The following is an 18,776-nucleotide window of genomic DNA, read 5'->3' on the forward strand; positions in this document are numbered from 1 at the left end:
GCGTCCGTAGCACGCACCCGCTCCCGTCCCGTACGCCCGGACCCCGCGCCGCTCAGGTGTGCCCGCAGGCCGCCCGAGACCGGCGCGCCGGGTCCGCGCGCTCCCACGCCCGAAGGACTTCACCCCGATGACGGACCTGCACACCCAGCGCCCCGTCGCGCCCGCCTCCGCACCGTCCGGCACCACCCCGCCGGCCCGCGCGGACCACGCCACCCGGCACGTCCCGCTCGGTGAGCTGTTCACCCGGTGGGTGACGCACGACCCGCACGCCCCCGCGGTGACCGACGGCCGGCGCACCTGGTCGTACGGGGAACTCGCGCGGCGGGCCGGCCGTCTCGCCGCCCACCTCGCCGCGAGCGGCGCCGGACCGGAGCGGACGGTGGCGCTGGTCCTGCCGCGCTCGATGGAACTGATCGCCGCCGAGCTGGCCGTGGCCCTGGCCGGTGCCGCCTTCCTCCCCGTGGACCCCGGCTACCCGGCCGAACGGCGCGCCCTGATGCTCGCCGACGCCGCACCGGCCGTCGTCCTGGACGACCCGGACCGGGTCCGTGCGCTGCTGGACGCCGCGGACCAGGAGGCGGACCCGCCCGCCGCACGGGTGCTCCCCGACCACGCGGCGTACGTCATCTTCACCTCCGGTTCCACCGGCACCCCCAAGGGCGTCACCGTCACCCACCGCGGCATCGGCGCCTTCGCCGCGGCCGCCGCCGAGCGGTACGCCGTCGGCCCGGGCGACCGCGTGCTGCAGTTCTCCTCGCCCAGCTTCGACGCCTCCGTACTGGAGCTGTGCGTCTCCGTGCTGTCCGGCGCCCTGCTGGTCGTACCGCCGGACGGGCCCTGGCTGGGCGACGAACTCGCCGCCGTCCTGGACGGGCACCGCATCACCCACGCCCTCATCCCGCCCGCCGCCCTCGCCACCCTGCCCGACCCGGCGGACACCGGCGGCGCACCGCACCTGCGCACCCTGATCGTCGGGGCCGAGGCGTGCCCGGCCGCCCTCGTCGACCGGTGGGCCCCCGGCCGCCGCATGATCAACTCTTACGGTCCGACCGAGGCCACCGTCGTCGCCACCTGGACCGGGCCGCTCACCGCCGGCACCGGCACCCCGGCCATCGGCGGCCCGCTGCCCGGCACCGAGGCCCACGTCCTGGACGCGGCGCTGCGCCCGGTGGCGCCCGGCACCGAGGGCGAGCTGTACGTGGGCGGCGACGGACTGGCCCGCGGCTACCTCGGCCGCCCCGGCCTGACCGCGACCCGGTTCGTCGCCCACCCCTCCGGCCCGCCCGGCGCCCGCCTCTACCGCACCGGCGACCGGGTGCGCATGAGGTCCGACGGCGAGCTGGAGTTCCTCGGCCGGGCCGACCGGCAGGTCAAGGTGCGCGGCTTCCGCATCGAGCCCGGCGAGATCGAGGCCGCCCTGACCCGTGACCCCGGCGTCCGCGAGGCCGTCGTCGTGGTCCGCGAGGAGGAACCCGCCCGCGGCCGGCTCGTCGGCTACGTCACCCCCGCCGACCCGGCCCGCCGACCCGAGCCGGCCCGGCTGCGCGCCGCCCTCGCCGCCGCCCTGCCGGCCCACATGGTGCCCTCCGCCGTCGTCGTCCTGGACGCGCTGCCGCTCACCCCGCAGCACAAGACCGATCTGCGGGCCCTGCCCGCCCCCGGCGGCACCCGGACCGAGGAGCACGTCGAGCCGCGCACCGACGGCGAGCGGGCCCTGGCCGCCATCTGGGCCGACGTCCTCGGCGTCGACGCCGTCGGCGTCACCGACGACTTCTTCGACCTGGGCGGCGACTCGATCCTCGCCGCCCGCACCCTCACCCGGATCCGGGAGACCCTCGGCGCCCGGCTCTCCCTGCGCGACGTGTTCACCGCACGGACCGTCGCCGCGCTCGCCCCGCTGGCCGCCGAGCCGTCCGCCGCCGAGCCCCCGGACCCGATCCCCGCCGCCCCGCGCGGCGAGCCCGTCCCGCTCTCCAGCGCCCAGCGGCGCCTGTGGTTCCTCGACGACCTCACCGACGGCGGCACCGAGTACAACACCGGCGTGGCGCTGCGGCTGCGCGGCCCGCTCGACACGCCGGCCCTGCGCCGCGCCCTGGACCGGCTCGCCGCCCGCCACGACTCCCTGCGCACCACCTTCGCCACCGTCGACGGCCAGGGCGTCCAGACGGTCGCCCCCGAGGCGGTACTGCCCCTGCGCACCGCCGACGTCGGGCAGCTCCCGGACGACCGGCGGGACGAGGCCGTCGAGCGCCTGCTGACCGACGAACTGCGCCGCCCCCACGACCTGACGACCGGACCCCTGACCCGGGCGCTGCTGGTCCGCCGCGCACCCGAGGACCACGTCCTGCTGCTGGCCCAGCACCACATCGTCACCGACGGCTGGTCGACCGGCGTCCTGACCCGGGACCTGACGGCGCTCTACCGCGCGGAGGCCGGCGGCGAACCGGACGGCCTCCCCGAACCGGGCGTGCAGTACCCGGACTTCGCGCTGTGGGAGCGCGAGCGGCGCACCGGCGAGGCGGACGCCGACGACCTCGCCTACTGGAAGCGCCACCTGGCCGGTATGCAGCAGCTCGAACTGCCCACCGACCGGCCCCGTCCGGCGGTGCGCACCACCGAGGGCGCGGCACACCGCCACCACCTCCCGGAACACCTGGTGGACCGGCTGCGGCGGCTGGCCGCGAGCCGCGGCACGACCGTCTTCACGCTGTTCGCCGGGGCGGCGGCCGTGCTGTTCTCCCGCTACTCCGGGCAGCGGGACGTGGTGTTCGGGACCGTCACCAACGGGCGGGGCCGCCGCGAACTGGAGGACGTGACGGGCTTCTTCGCCAACACCGTCGTGCTGCGCGCCGAGGTCGACGACGCCCTCACGGTCGACCGGTTCGTCGCGTCCCTGCGCGCGACCGTGCTGGACGCCTTCGTGCACGACGGCGTGCCCTTCGACCGGGTGGTCGAGGAACTGGCCCCGCCCAGGGACCCCAGCCGCACTCCGCTGGTGCAGGCGCTGGTGGTGCAGCAGACGGCGCCCGCCCGGCCGCCGCTGGCGGCCGGGCTGCGGTTCGAGGAGCATCCGCTGCCCCGTCCGGCCGCCCGCTTCGACCTCGTACTGGAGTTCGCGCCGCGCGCCGACGGCGGCTGCGAGCTGACGGTCGAGTTCAACACCGGCCTGTACGAGGCGGCGACCGTGGCCCGGATGAGCAGGCAGCTGCACCGCCTGCTGGAGGGCATGGCGGACGGCCCGCAGCGGACGCTGGCCGGACTGCCGCTGCTGTCGGACGACGAACAGCGCACGCTCCTGGACTCCTGGAACCCGCCCGCGCGGGCCGGCGATGCCGCCGACGGCGCCACACTCCCGGCGCTGTTCGAGGCGCAGGTGGCCCGGACCCCCGAACGGACCGCCGTGACCTGCGGCGGGGCCCGGCTGGACTACGCCGGGCTGAACCGGCGCGCCAACCGGCTCGCCCGGCTGCTGACGGCGCACGGCGCGGGCCCGGAGTCCCTGGTGGCGCTCTGCCTGCCGCGCTCCGCGGACCTGCCGCCGGTGCTGTGGGCCGTCCTGAAGTCGGGCGCCGGCTACCTGCCCGTCGATCCCGGCTACCCGGCCGAGCGCATCCGCTTCATGCTCGCCGACGCGGCCCCCGCCCTCGTCGTCGCCACCCGGGAGACCGCCCACGCGCTCCCCGTCGACTGCGAGCCGCTGCTCCTGGACGACCTCGGGCCCCTGGTTCCGGCAGACGCCGAGGACGTCGGGCCGTTCACCGCCGGTACTCCGGATGCCGAAGCCCCGGACCCGGCCGACGCCGACCTGACCGACGCCGACCGGACCCGGCCACTGGACCCGTCCCACCCCGCCTACGTCATCTACACCTCCGGATCCACCGGCCGCCCCAAGGGCGTGGTCGTCACCCACCGCAGCGTGGCCGCGCTGGCCGCCTGGGCGAAGGAGACGTTCGGCCCGCGCGGGCTGGCCCACGTCGTCGCGTCCACCTCCCTCAACTTCGACGTCTCCGTCTTCGAGCTGCTGTGCCCCCTGCTGGCCGGCGGCAGCGTCGAGGTGGTCGCCGACCTCCCGGCCCTCGCCGACGGCTCCGGCCCCCGCCGGGCCGGACTCCTCAGCGGCGTCCCGTCCGTGCTCTCCCGCGTGCTGACCGGCGACGGCGCCGTCGAGGCCGACACCGTCGTCCTGGCCGGCGAGGCCCTGTCCGCCTCGACCGTGCGGGACATCAGGGACGCCATGCCCTCGGCCGAGGTGGCGAACATCTACGGCCCGACCGAGGCCACCGTCTACGCCACCGCCTGGTTCTCCGGCGCCACCGTCCCCGACCAGGCCCCGCCCATCGGCCGTCCCGTCGCCCGCACCCGCGCCTACGTGCTGGACCGCCTGCTGCGCCCCCAGCCCCCGGGGGTCATCGGTGAGCTGTACCTCGGTGGCGGCGGGCTGGCCCGCGGCTATCTGCGCCGCCCCGGTCTGACCGCCGCGCGCTTCACCGCCGACCCCTTCGGCGCACCCGGCGGCCGCATGTACCGCACGGGCGACCTGGTGCGCTGGACCACCGACGGTCAGCTGGAGTTCCTCGGCCGCGTCGACCAGCAGGTCAAGGTGCGCGGCTTCCGCATCGAGCTGGGCGAGGTCGAGGAGGCCCTGCGCCGCTGCACGGGCGTCGCCGAGGCCGCCGCGTCCGTCCGCGACGGCGACGGCCACCGCCGCCTGGCCGGATACGTCGTCCCCGCCCCCGGCGCCCGCGTGGAACCGGAGGCGGTGCGCCGCGAACTCGGGCGCACCCTGCCCGACTACATGGTCCCCTCGGCCGTCGTGGTGCTGGACGCCCTGCCGCTCAACCCCAACGGCAAACTGGACCGCGGCCGGCTCCCCGACCCGTCGCCCGCCGAACCCGCCGCACGCCACGTCGCGCCGCGCACCCCCGCCGAGCGGACCCTCGCCGCCATCTGGGCCGAGGTCCTGCACGTGGCGCGGGTCGGCGTCGACGACAACTTCTTCGCGCTGGGCGGCGACTCCATCCTCAGCATCCAGGTCGTGGCCCGGGCCCGGCAGGCGGGCCTCACGATCACCTCACGGGACCTCTACCGGCACCAGACGGTCGCCGCCCTGGCCCGCCGCGCCGACGAGGCGGGAAGCCGGCGGCCCGCCGCCGCGCCCGCACCCGTCGAGGCGACCGGCACCGCGCCCCTGACACCCATCCAGCACTGGCTCTTCGGCCACGCCGGCGAGCGGGCCGGGCACTTCGGCCAGACCCTCTCGGTGGAACTGCACGACGGCGTCGACGCGGCCGCGCTCCAGGACGCCCTCGACGACGTGGTCGCCCACCACGACGCCCTGCGCTCCCGCTTCCTCGCCGACGAGGCGGGCGTACGGTGGCTGATCGACGGCCCGGCCGCCCGCTGCCGCCTCACCCGCCACACCGGCCCGGACACCGACACCCCGCACCTGGGCCCGCACGACCTGCGCCACGGCCCGCTGCTCCGTGCCGTCCTGCACGACCGGGGCCCCGGCCGGCCGCACGTGCTGCACCTGGCCGTCCACCACCTCGTCGTCGACGGGGTCTCCTGGCGGCTGCTGCTGGAGGACCTCGAGCGGGCCTACCGCGCCCGCCGCGCCGGCCGGGACGGGGCGGCGGCGCTGCCCCGCAGGTCCTCCCCGCTGCGGCAGTGGGCCGAGCGCCTCGCCGCGCACGCCGCCGCCGGCGGCTTCGACGACGAGAGGGCCTACTGGACGCGGGCCACCGAGGGCGCCCGGGCCGCCCTGCCGGCGGACCGGACGGGCGCCAACACCTACGCCTCCCAGCGGTCGGTGACGGTACGCCTCACGCCCGAGGACACCGACGCGCTGCTGCGCACCCTGCCCGAGACCTACCGGACCCGGGCCAACGACGTCCTGCTCGCCGCCCTCGGCCGGGTGCTGTGCGGCTGGACCGGGCACGACCGGGTGCTGGTGGACGTCGAGGGCCACGGCCGCGAGGACCTCTTCGCCGACGTCGACACCAGCCGCACCGCCGGCTGGTTCACCACCCGCCACCCCGTCGCCCTCGCCGTCCCGTCCGAGGCGGACTGGGACACCGTGCTCAAGCGGGTCAAGGAGCAGCTGCGCGCGGTGCCCCGGCACGGCCTCGGCCACGGCCTCCTGACCCTGCCGGGCCGCGACGCCGCACCGCTCCCGGCGACCCCCGCGCAGGTCAGCTTCAACTACCTGGGCCGCTTCGGGCTCTCCGGGACCTCCGGGGCCTCCGAGGGGCTGTACGGCGGGCTGGTCCGCCCGCTGGAGCTGGACGCCGACCCCGCGACGGCGCGCCCGCACGCCCTGGAGGTCGTGGGGCTGCTGGACGGCGACGGCCTGGAGTTCACCTGGTTCTACTCCGAGGCGCTGCACCGGCGGGAGACCGTCGCGGACCTCGCGCAGCGGTTCGCCGACGCGCTGGCCGGCCTCGCCCGCCACGCGGCCCGGCCCGGCGCCGCCGGACGCACCCCCTCGGACTTCCCGCTGGCCCGGCTCGACCAGGCACAGGTCGACCGCATCGCGGGGGAGGACCCCGCCGCTCTGGAGGACGTCCACCCCCTCACGCCCACCCAGGCCGGCATGCTCTTCCACCGGCTCGCGCAGGACGACCGCGGGGTGTACTTCCAGCAGCTGACGTTCGTCCTGGAGGGCGTGGCGGATCCGGCCGTGCTGGCGGAGGCCTGGCAGCGGGTCACGGACCGTACGCCGGTGCTGCGCGCCCGCGTGGTGTGGCAGGACGTGCCCGAGCCGCTCCTCGTGGTGCAGCGCACCGCCGCCGTACCGGTGGAACTGCTGGACTGGCGCGGCCTGTCCGGCGACGCGGAGCGGGCGGAGCGGCTGCGCGACCTGCTCGAGAGCGACCGTGCCCGGGGCGTCGACCTGACGCGTGCGCCGCTCCAGCGCCTGGTGCTGGCCCGGGTCTCCGACCGCGCGGTCCGCGTCGTGTGGTCCTTCGACCACCTGATCCTGGACGGCTGGAGCCTGTTCCAGGTCCTCTCCGACGTCTTCGCCTGCCACGCCGGCCTGACGGCGGGCACCGTGGACGCCCCGCTGCCCGACCGCCGCCCCTTCGGCGACTACGTCGCCTGGCTGCGGGACCACGCCGACGGGGACGGGGCCGAACGGCACTGGCGCACCCGCCTGGACGGCCTGGGCGAGGCCACCGCGCTGCCCTTCGACCGCGAACCCCGCGAGAGCCACCGCGCGGAGTCGACGCGGGCGGTACGCGTCACGGTGCCCGGGGCCACCACCCGGACCCTGGAGAGTTTGGCCAGGAGAGCGGGCCTGACCGTGAACACCCTCGTGCAGGGCGCCTGGGCGCTGCTGCTCAGCCGTCTGGCGGCCCGCGACGAGGTGGTCTTCGGCACCACCGTCTCCGGACGGCCGCCCGAGCTGCCCGGATCCGACGCCATGACCGGCCTGTTCATCGCGACCCTGCCCGCCCGCGTGACCGTGCCACGCGACGAGCCGCTGCTCACCTGGCTGGGCCGGCTCCAGCAGGAGCAGAGCGAGGACCGCCGCCACGGCCACGTGCCGCTGCACCGCATGAGGGCCTTCACCGAACTGCCCGAACGCGCCGCCCTGTTCGACAGCATCGTGGTGTTCGAGAACTACCCGGTCGACGACGACCTGGCCGCCGCGCACGGGCTGCGGCTCAGCGGCCTGGACGGCATCGAGACCACCAACTACCCGCTCGGCCTGGTCGCCTACCCCGGCCCGGAACTCGCCCTGCGCCTCGGCTACGACCCGGACCTCTTCGACGCCGCCACCGTCGAGCGGATGGCCGAGTACCTCACCGTCCTGCTGGAGGGCTTCGCCACCGCACCCGACAGCGCGCCCGCCCACCTGTCCCTGCTGACGGCCGCCCGGCGCGAGCAGGTGCTCCATGCGTGGAACGACACCGCCACCCACGCCCCCGCGGCGACCACCGCGGACCTGTTCGCCGCGCAGGTGCGGCGCACCCCCGACGCCGTGGCGCTGCTGGCCGGCGAGGAGCGGCTCACCTACCGCGAACTCGACGGCCGGGCAGCGGCACTGGCCGGCCGGCTGGCCGCGCTCGGCGTCCGCCCGGAGGTCCCCGTCGGCGTCCTGATGGACCGCTCGGTCGGCCTCGTCGTCACCCAGGCCGCCCTCGCCCGCCTCGGCGGCGTGTACGTCCCGCTCGACGGCAGGGCGCCGCGGGAGCGGCTGCGCACGATGCTCGCCGAAGCCGGGGCCGGCCTGCTGCTCACGGACGGGGCCTGGGAGGAGACGGCCGCCGCCCTGCTCCCGCGGGGCCGTGTGCTGCGGCCGGACGACGACGTCGCCGCCGTGGCCCCGGCCCTCGCGGACGCGCCGCGCGTGCACCCGGACAACGTCCAGTACCTCATGTTCACGTCCGGCTCCACCGGCACCCCCAAGGGCGTGGCGGTGCGGCAGCGGGACGTCGCGGCGCTCGCCCTCGACCGCGCCTTCGCCGCCCACGACCGGGTCCTCGTGCACTCCCCGCACGCCTTCGACGCCTCCACCTACGAGGTGTGGGTGCCGCTGCTGCGCGGCGGCACGGCCGTGCTCGCCCCGCCGGGGGACCTGGACGCCGCCGCCGTGCGCCACGCGATCGGCGAACAGGGCGTGCGCTGCCTGTGGCTGACGGTCGGCCTGTTCCGCCTCCTCGCCCAGGAGGACCCCGCCTGCCTGCGCGGCGCGCGGGAGGTGTGGACCGGCGGCGACGCCGTGCCCGGCTCCGCCGTGCGACGCGTGCTGGACGCCTGCCCCGGCCTCGCCGTCGTCGACGGATACGGCCCCACCGAGACCACCACCTTCGCCACCCGGCGGGTCTTCCGCGCCGGGGACGCGCTGCCCGCGACCCTGCCCATCGGCCGCCCCCTGGACGACACCCGCGTCTACGTCCTGGACGGCGCGCTCCGGCCGCAACCGCCGGGCGTCCCGGGCGAGCTGTACCTCGCGGGCGCCGGACTGGCCCGTGGCTACGCCGGGCGCCCCGGCGCGACGGCGGCCCGCTACCTGGCCGACCCGTACGGCCCGCCCGGCGGACGGATGTACCGCACCGGCGACCTCGTGCGCTGGAGCGCCGACGGCGAACTGCACTTCGTGGGACGCGCCGACGACCAGATCAAGATCCGCGGCTTCCGCGTCGAACCCGCCGAGATCGAGGCCCGGCTCACCGCGCACCCGGCGATCACCGAGGCGGTGGTGTCGGTGTCGCGGCACGCGGGCCGCAAGCGCCTGGTCGCCCACCTGGTGCCCGCTCCCGGCGCGGTGGTGCCGCCGGCGACCGGACTGCGGGACCGCCTGTCCGCCGAACTGCCCGACTACATGGTCCCCGCCGCGTTCGTCACCGTGCCGGAGCTGCCCCTGACCGCGAACGGCAAGGTCGACCGGCGGCGCCTGCCCGAACCCGACCTGTCGGCGGCGGCCGGCACCGCCCACCGCGCGCCGCGCACCGAGGCCGAGCGGGTGCTCGCCGGTATCTGGGCCGAACTCCTCGGCGTGGAACGGATCGGCGCCGACGACAACTTCTTCATGCTGGGCGGCGACTCGATCGTCAGCATCCAGGTCGTCTCCCGCGCCCGCGCCGCGGGGCTCGCACTGACCCCGCGGGACCTGTTCCGGCACCCCACGCTCGCCGCCCTGGCCACCGCCGCGACCGGCGCCGCCGCGGCCGTCGCGGACACCGGCCCGGTCACCGGTGAGGTCGGGCTCACCCCCGTACAGCGCTGGTTCCTCGACGCCGAGCCGCCGCGCCCGGAGTACTTCGACCAGTCCGTGGTCGTCGAGACGGCCGGGGACGTGGACGCCGGCGCGCTGGGCGCCGCCCTGGCCGCGCTGTGGACCCACCACGACGCCCTGCGCGCCCGCTTCACCCGCGCCGCGGACGGCACCTGGCACCAGGAGTACGCCGCCCCGGACGCCGGTGCGCCGGAGCTGCTGCGGGTGCACGACCTGAGCGGTCTCGGCGCGCGGGCCGCCGAGGAGGCCGAGGCCCGCCTCTCGCACGAGGCGCACACCGGCTTCCGGCTGGACACCGGCCCGCTGCTCGCCGCCCGGCTGTTCACCGGCCGGGACCGGGCCGCGCGCCTGCTGCTGACCGCCCACCACCTGGTCGTCGACGGCGTCTCCTGGCGCGTCCTGCTGGAGGACCTGGAGACCGCCTACCGGCAGGCCCTGGCCGGCGAGCGGATCCGGCTGCCGCAGCGCACGACGTCCGTGCGGGAGTGGGTACGGCGGCTCACCCGGCGCGCCGGCGAGGGCGACCTCGCCGCTCAGCGCGCCCACTGGGAGAGCGTGTCGCGGCACTGCGCCGACCCGCTGCCGGTGGACCTCGACGGCGGCAACACCGTCGCCGACCTGCGCGCGGTCACCGTGCGCCTGGACCGCCGGCGGACCGACGACCTGCTGCGCAGGGTTCCCGGCGTCTACCGCACCCGTATCGACGACGTCCTGCTGACCGCCCTCGGCCGGGTGCTGGCCGACTGGACCGGCCGGACCACCGTCGCCGTGCAACTGGAGGGGCACGGCCGTGAGGACCGGCTCTTCGACGACCTCGACCTGTCCCGCACGGTCGGCTGGTTCACCAGCCTCTTCCCGGTCGCCCTCGACCTGCCCGAGGGGGACTGGGGCGCCGCGCTGAAGTCCGTGAAGGAACAGCTGCGGGCCGTGCCCGACCGGGGCGTCGGCCACGGCGCCCTGCGTCACCTGGCGGGCGACGAGCGGCTCGCGGCCGCACCGCCGCCCGGCATCAGCTTCAACTACCTGGGCCGCTTCGACTGGTCGGCCGGCGGCGGCGCGCTGGTGCGGGCCGTTCCCGGCGGACTGGGCGGCGCCGAGGACCCCGGGGCGCCGCGTCCGCACCTGCTGGACGTGGTGGCCCGCGTGGAGGACGACGAACTGGAGATCACCTGGCACTACAGCGCCGGACGCCACCGCGAGGAGACGGTCGCCTCCCTCGCCGGGGGCATGCTGCGGGCGCTGGAGGAGATCGTCGCGCACTGCGCCGCCCCGGACGCCGGCGGCCGCACCCCCTCGGACTTCCCGCTGGCCCGGCTCGACCAGGCCGCCGTCGACCGGCTCGTGGGAGACGGACGCACCGTCGAGGACGTGTACCCCCTGACGCCGATGCAGGCGGGCATGCTGTTCCACAGCCTCATGGACCCCCGGGCCCGCACCTACGTGAACCAGGCGCAGATGGTGCTGCACGGCGTCACCGACCCGCACGCGCTCGCCGAGGCCTGGCAGCGCACGGCGGACGCCAACCCGGTCCTGCGCACCCGCCTGGCGTGGCAGGAGGCCGCCGAGCCCCTCCAGGTGGTGCAGCGGCGGGCCGTCGTGCCCGTCGCCCACCACGACTGGTCCGGCCGGCCCGCCGAGTGGTGCGCGCGGGAGACGGAGGCGCTGGTGGAGGCGGACCGGAGCGCCGGGATCGACCTCGGTGCCGCCCCGCTCATGCGGCTGACGCTGATCCGCCTCGGACCGGACCGGGTGCGCATGGTGTGGACGTTCCACCACGTCCTGCTCGACGGCTGGAGCGCGGCCCAGGTGTTCGACGAGGTGGGCGAGCGGTACGCGGCCCTGACCGCCGGACGCCGCCCGCAGGTGCCCGGCCGGGCGCCCTTCGCCGACTACCTGCGGTGGCTGGCCGTCCAGGACACCGGCCGTGCGGAGCGCCACTGGCGGGAGACCCTCGCCGGGTTCACCGCCCCCACCCCGCTGCCGCGCGACCGGCACCCCGCCGAGGCCCACCGCGCGTCCTCCTCGGGAACGGTCCGGGTGGCCCTCGGGCGGGAGGTGTCGGCGCGGCTGAAGGAGACCGCGCAGCGGGCCGGGCTGACCGTCAACACGGTGCTCCAGGGCGCCTGGGGGCTGCTGCTGCACCACTACGGCGGCGGTGACGACGTCGTCTTCGGCACCACCGTGTCCGGCCGCCCGGCCGAACTGCCCGGCGTGACCTCCATGGTGGGCCTGTTCATCAACACCCTGCCCGCCCGGCTGCGGATCGACGGCGACCGCCCCCTGCTGGAGTGGCTGCGCGAGGTCCAGGCCGCCCAGTCGGAGGCCCGCCGCCACGACTTCGTCTCCCTCGCCCAGGTGCAGACCTGGAGCGAGGTGCCCGGCGGCACCAACCTCTTCGACAGCATCGTCGTCTTCGAGAACTACCCGTTCGACGAGGGCGCCCTGGCCCGGCACGGGCTCGCCGTCGAGCAGGAACGCGACCTGGAGCCGACCAACTACCCGCTCAGCGTGGTCGTCGCCCCCGGCGAGGACGTGACGGTGTCCCTCGACCACGACCCGGCGGCCTTCGACGCCGCCACCGTCGAAGGGCTCGGCGCGAGCCTGCGCACGCTGCTGACGGGGATCGCCGCCGACCCCGGCCGACGTGTGGCCGACCTGCCGGTGCTCGCACCGGAGGAGGGGCGCCGTCTGCTGGACCGGCTCGCGGGATCGGGGGCGAGGCTGCCGCGGCGCACCCTCCCGGACGCCTTCGCGGCGCAGGCCGCCCGCACCCCCGACGCCCCGGCCGTGACCGCCGGCGCCGAGCACCTGACGTACCGGCAGCTCGACGAGCGCGCCAACCGGCTGGCCCGCCTGCTGACCGAGGCGGGGGCCGGACCGGAGCGGTTCGTCGCGCTGGCCCTGCCCCGCACCGCCGACCTGGTCGTGGCACTCTTGGCCGTCCTCAAGAGCGGCGCCGCCTACCTGCCCCTCGACCCCGGCCATCCGGCGGAGCGCATCGCGTTCCTCTTCGAGGACGTACGGCCCGACGCGGTGATCACCTGCGCGGAGACCTCCGGGCGGCTGCCGGACGGCCCGTACACCCGGATCGACCTGGACGACCCGGCCTGCGCCGGGCGGCTGGCCGCCGCGTCCGCCGCCCCCGTCGGCGACGGCGAGCGGCGCGGCGGGCTGCTGCCGGACCACCCCGCCTACGTCATCCACACCTCCGGTTCCACCGGCCGCCCCAAGGGCGTCGTCGTCCCGCACGCCTCGGTGGTGGCGCTGGCCGACTGGGCCGCCGCCGAGTTCACCGGCCGCGGGCTCTCCCACGTGGTGGCCTCCACGTCGCTCACCTTCGACGTGTCGGTGTTCGAGATCCTCTCGCCGCTGCTGGCGGGCGGCCACGTCGAGGTCGTCCGCGACCTGCTGGCCCTCGCCGAACGGCCCGGGCCGTGGCGGGCGGGACTGCTCAGCGCCGTCCCCTCCGCCCTGGGCCGCCTGCTGGCCGAGGACACCGTGCACGTCACGGCCGACACCGTCGTCCTGGCCGGCGAGGCGCTGCCCGCCCGCACCGTCCGCCGGGTGCGCGAAGCGGTCCCCGGCTGCCGGGTCATGAACATCTACGGCCCCACCGAGGCCACCGTCTACGCCACCGCCTTCCCCTGCGACCCGGCCGACCCCGACCGGGACCCGCCCATCGGCCGGCCCGTCGGCGGCACCCGCGCCTACGTCCTCGACGCCCGTATGCGCCCCGTGCCCGCCGGGGCGCCCGGCGAGCTGTACCTCGCCGGGACCGGCGTGGCCCGCGGCTACCTCAACCGGCCCGGCCTGACCGCGTCCCGCTTCCTTGCCGACCCCTTCGGCCCGCCCGGCAGCCGCATGTACCGCACCGGCGACCTGGTCCGCTGGACGGCCGACGGCGACCTGCTGTACCTCGGCCGGAGCGACGACCAGGTGAAGGTGCGCGGCTTCCGCATCGAGCTCGGCGAGGTGGAGGCCGCGCTGGCCCGGCACCCGGAGGTGGCCGCGGCCGCCGCCCGGGTCGTGGAGCACGACGGCCACAAGCGCCTCGTGGGCTACGCCGTGCTTCGCGGCGACGCCGCCCCGGCCCCGGCCGACCTGCGTGCCTTCCTCGCCCGGACGCTGCCCGACCACCTGGTCCCGGCGGTCGTGGTACCGCTGGAGCGGCTGCCGCTGGGCGCCACCGGCAAGCTGGACCGGCGGGCCCTGCCCGAACCGGTGTGGTCGGCCGCCACCACGGAGGGCACCCGGCCGCCGCGCACCGCCGCCGAGCGGACGCTCGCCGCCATCTGGTCCGAGGTGCTGGGCGTGCCCGAGGTCGGCGCGGGCGACAACTACTTCGCGCTCGGCGGCGACTCCATCCTCGGCATCCGGATCGTCTCCGCCGCCCGCCGGGCCGGACTCGCGCTGACGCCCCGGCACCTCTTCCAGCACCAGACGGTCGCCGAACTGGCCGCTGCTGCCGAGGAGTCGCTGGACGCGACGGCCACCGCCGACCAGGGCCCGGTGGTGGGGGACGTCCCCCTCACCCCCGTACAGCACTGGCTGCTCGACACCCTCACCGGAGACCCGGCCCGCTTCACCCAGGCGCTCTCCTTCGAGCTGGCCTCCGACGCCGACGAGACGCTGCTGCGCGCCGCCCTCGCGGCGGTGCTGGAGCAGCACGACGCGCTGCGCATGCGCTGTGCACCGGCCGGTGACGGGCGGTGGCGCCAGTACGGCACCCCGCCCGGCGCCGCACCGCACCTGGAGGTGCACGACACACCCGGGGACGAGGAACTGGACGCCGTGGCCGCCGAGCTGTCCTCCGGATTCGACCTGGCACGGGGGCCGCTGCTCAAGGCCGCCCTGTGCCGCCGGGACGGCCACCGGCCGCCCGTGCTGCTGCTGGCCGCCCACCACCTGGGCGTCGACGCGGTGTCCTGGCGCGTGATCCTGGAGGACCTCGACGCCGCCCACCGCGCGCTGCGCGCCGGTGCCACGCCCGACCTGGGGGCGAAGACGACGTCCTTCCGCGCCTGGGCCCGGCGCCTGGCCGCGCACACCGCCGACGGCGGCTTCGACGACGAGATCGCGTACTGGAGCGGCCTGCGCCCCACCGCCCTGCCCACCGACCTCACCGGCGGCAACACCGCCGCCGACGAGGAGACCGTCACGGTGGGCCTGGACGGCGAGGACACCCGCCGGCTCCTGAAGGACGTGCCGGACGTCTACCGCACCCGCGTCAACGACGTCCTGCTGTGCGCCCTCGGCCGGGTCCTGGCCCGCTGGACGGGACGGGACCGGGTGGTGGTCGCGCTGGAGGGCCACGGCCGCGAGGACCTCTTCGACGACGTCGACCTCGCCCGCACCGTCGGCTGGTTCACCACGATGTTCCCCGTGGGCCTCGACGTGCCGCGCGGCGCGGACCTCGGGACCGCGCTGAAGACGGTCAAGGAGAACCTGCGGGCCGTGCCGCGCGGGGGAGTGGGCTACGGCGCGCTGCGCCACCTGCACCCCACGGCGGGACGCGAACTGCCCGGCCTGCCGCAGGTGGGCTTCAACTACCTGGGACAACAGGACCGGAACGCGCCCGAGGGCGGTCTGCTGGGCGCGCCCCACGGCGGGCTGACCGGAGGCATGGACCCCTCGGCGGACCGGCCGCACCTCCTCGACGTCCTCGGCCGGGTCACCGGCGGGCGGCTGGAGTTCACCTGGTCGTACTCCCGGCGGGTGCACCGGCACGACACCGTCGCACGCCTCGCCGAGGAGACGGCGGAGGAACTGCGGCGGATCGTCCGGCACTGCGCCGGACCGGGCGCGGGCGGCCGCACCCCGTCCGACTTCCCGCTCGCCCGCCTGGACCAGGCCGCCGTCGACCGGCTCGCCGGCGACGGGCGCGACGTGGTGGACATCTATCCCCTCACCCCCACGCAGACCGGCATGGTCGTGCACGGCATGGACGAGCCCGGCGAGGGCCTGTACACCGAGCAGATCACCTTCGTCGCGGACGGCGTGCGCGAGCCCCGGCTGCTGGCGGCCGCCTGGCAGCACGTCGTGGACCGCACGCCCGTACTGCGGACCGCCGTGGCGCTGGGCGGGGTTCCGGTCCCGCTCCAGACCGTGCACCGCCACGTCACCCTGCCGGTCACCGAACTCGACTGGAGCGGTCTGGACCCGGCCCGGCGGGACGCGGCGCTGCGGCGGCTGCTCGACGAGGACCGCGCCCGCGGCATCGCCCTGGACCGCCCCCCGCTGCTGCGCGTCACCCTCATCAGGCTCGGCCCCGACGAGGTGCGCGTGGTGTGGACCTTCCACCACGTCCTGCTGGACGGGTGGAGCGTCTTCCACGTGCTGTCGGACGTGCTGGCCGCGCACGCCGCGCTCGCCGCGGGCGACGAGCCGCGGCTGCCCGGGCGGCGGCCCTTCGCGGACTACGCCGCCTGGCTGGCCGGCCGGGACACCGCCGCCGCCGAGGAGCACTGGAGGGCCGCCCTCGCGGGCTGCGCCGCGCCCACCCCGCTGCCGTACGACCGCCGGCCCGCCCCGGGCGCCGCCGCCCGGTCGGGGACCTGGCTGTCCCGGCGGCTCGGCGCCGAGGGCACGGCCCGGCTGACGGAGTTCGCCCGCCGCCACCGGCTCACCCTCAACACGCTGGTGCAGGGCGCCTGGGCGCTGCTGCTGGCGCGTTCCTGCGGCGAGCGGGAGGTGTGCTTCGGCACCACCGTCTCCGGCCGGCCCGCCGGTCTGACGGGCGCCGACACCATCACCGGCCTGTTCATCACCACCCTGCCCGCGCGGGTCGCCGTGGACGAGTCCGTGCCGTGCGCCGCGTGGCTGCGGGAGCTCCAGGCGGCCCGCGCGGAGGACCGGCGCTTCGACCACGTACCGCTGACGGACCTGCACCAGTGGAGCGAACTGCCCCCGGGGACGGCCCTCTTCGACAGCCTGCTGGTGTTCGAGAACTACCCGGTCGGCGACGCCACCGCCGGTGCGCACGGCGTGCGCGTCCGGGACCTCGACGCCCGCGAGGCCACCAACTACCCGCTCACCGTGGTGATCTCGCCCGGCGAGGAGCTGAGCGTGGAACTCGGCTACGACCCCCGGTACTTCGAGGAGACCACGGCCCGGTCGCTGGCCGACCGGCTGACGCACACCCTGACCGCCCTGGCCGCCTCCGGTGACCTGGCGCCGCTGCACACGGTCGACGTGCTGCCGCCCGCCGAACGGCACCGGCTGCTGCACGGTTCCGCCCGCCCCGGGCTGCCGCCGGTGACCCCGGCGACGCTGCCCGCGCTGATCGAGGCCGCCGCCGACCGGTGGCCCGACCGGACCGCCCTGGAGGCGGGGGAGTCCCGGCTGACCTTCGGCGAGCTGGAGGAGCACGCCGACCGGCTGGCGCACCGGCTGATCGCGCGCGGGGCCGGGCCCGGCGACATCGTCGCGCTGGTGCTGCCGCGCTCGGCGGACATGGTGATCGCCCAGCTCGCCGTCGCCAAGGCGGGCGCCGCCTTCCTCCCGGTGGACCCGGGCTACCCGGCCGAACGCGTCGCGCTGATGCTGCGCGACGCGGACCCCGCCCTCACCCTCACCGCCGAGGAGGTCGCCGCCCTGCTCGCCGCGGCGCCCGACGGCACGCCCGGCCACCGGCCCACCGACACCGACCGCCTCCGCCCGCTCCACCTCGACGACCCCGCGTACGTCATCTACACCTCCGGCTCCACCGGCACCCCCAAGGGCGTCGTCGTCACCCACCGCGGACTGGCCGGCTTCGCCGCCGCCGAGGCCGCGCACTACCAAGTACGCGTCGGCGACCGGGTGCTGGCCTTCGCCACGCCCAGCTTCGACGCCTCCGTGCTGGAGCTGTGCGCGTCCCTGCCGAGCGGCGCGGCCCTCGTCGTACCGCCGACCGGCCCGCTGCTCGGCGCCGAGCTGGCCGGCTTCCTGCGCGCCGCGCGCATCACGCACACCCTGCTGCCGCCCGCCGCGCTCGCCACCCTCCCGCCGGACACCCCCGGCACCCTGCCCGACCTGCACACCCTGATCGTCGGCGCGGACGCCTGCCGGGCCGAACTGGTCGCCCGGTGGGCCCCGCACCACCGCATGGTCAACTCCTACGGGCCCACCGAGGCGACCGTCGTCGCCACCTGGTCGGACCCGCTGGAACCGGACGGCACCGCGCCGCCCATCGGCCGCGCGCTGCCCGCCACCGCCGCCTACGTCCTCGACGCGCGCCTGCGCCCCGTCCCCGACGGCGTGCCCGGCGAACTGTGGCTCGCCGGACCGGCCCTGGCCCGCGGCTACCTGGGCCGCCCCGGCCTGACGGCGGCCCGCTTCACCGCCGACCCGTTCGGGGAGCCCGGCAGCCGCATGTACCGCACCGGCGACCTGGTCCGCCGCGACGCCCGCGGCGAACTGCACCACCTCGGACGCACCGACCACCAGCTCAAGCTGCGCGGCCACCGCATCGAGGCCGGCGAGGTGGAGGCGACCCTGGTGCGCCACCCCGCGGTGCTGGACGCCGTGGTGAGCGTGCGCGAGGACGAACCGGGACTGCCGCGCCTGGTGGCGCACCTGCTCCTCGCGCCCGGCGCCGGGCCCCCCGCGGGCGCGGAACTGCGGGCCTTCGCCGCCCGCACCCTGCCCGGCCCCATGGTGCCCTCGGCGTTCGTGACGCTGGAGGCGTTCCCGCTCACGGAGAACGGCAAGACCGACCGGGCCGCGCTGCCCGCGCCCGGCCCACAGACGCAGGAGCGGACCGCCGGGCACGTGCCGCCCCGCACCCCCACTGAGGAGGCCGTCGCCGCGCTGTGGGAGGAGGCCCTGGAGACCACCGTGGGCGCCGAGGACGACTTCTTCGACCTGGGCGGCGACTCCCTGCGCGCCCTGCGCATCGCCGCCCGCGCCAACGACACCTTCGGCGTGACCCTCACGCCCCGCGACGTCCTGGTCAACCGCACCGTGGCCGCCCTGGCGGACCTGGTGGAGGAACAGGTGCTGAGCGAACTCGAAGCCGCCGCACGCGGCGACAGCGACCACGACGAACGGTGAG

1 protein-coding gene is annotated in these 18,776 nt (G+C 76.8%); it reads left to right on the forward strand.

The annotated features are described in order from the left end of the window. The first annotated feature begins 127 nt into the window (after positions 1-127). Positions 128-18,775, forward strand: coding sequence for a non-ribosomal peptide synthetase (locus IEZ04_RS31800; RefSeq protein ID WP_189220448.1), 18,648 nt, complete (start codon positions 128-130; stop codon positions 18,773-18,775). Position 18,776: the final 1 nt, after the last annotated feature.

The sequence above is a fragment of the Streptomyces ruber genome (assembly GCF_014648075.1).
GTDB lineage: Bacteria > Actinomycetota > Actinomycetes > Streptomycetales > Streptomycetaceae > Streptomyces > Streptomyces ruber.

Excerpts from the sequence above, each read along its gene's own strand:
- IEZ04_RS31800 (WP_189220448.1), top strand. The coding sequence starts at position 128 with ATGACGGACCTGCACACCCAGCGCCCCGTCGCGCCCGCCTCCGCACCG.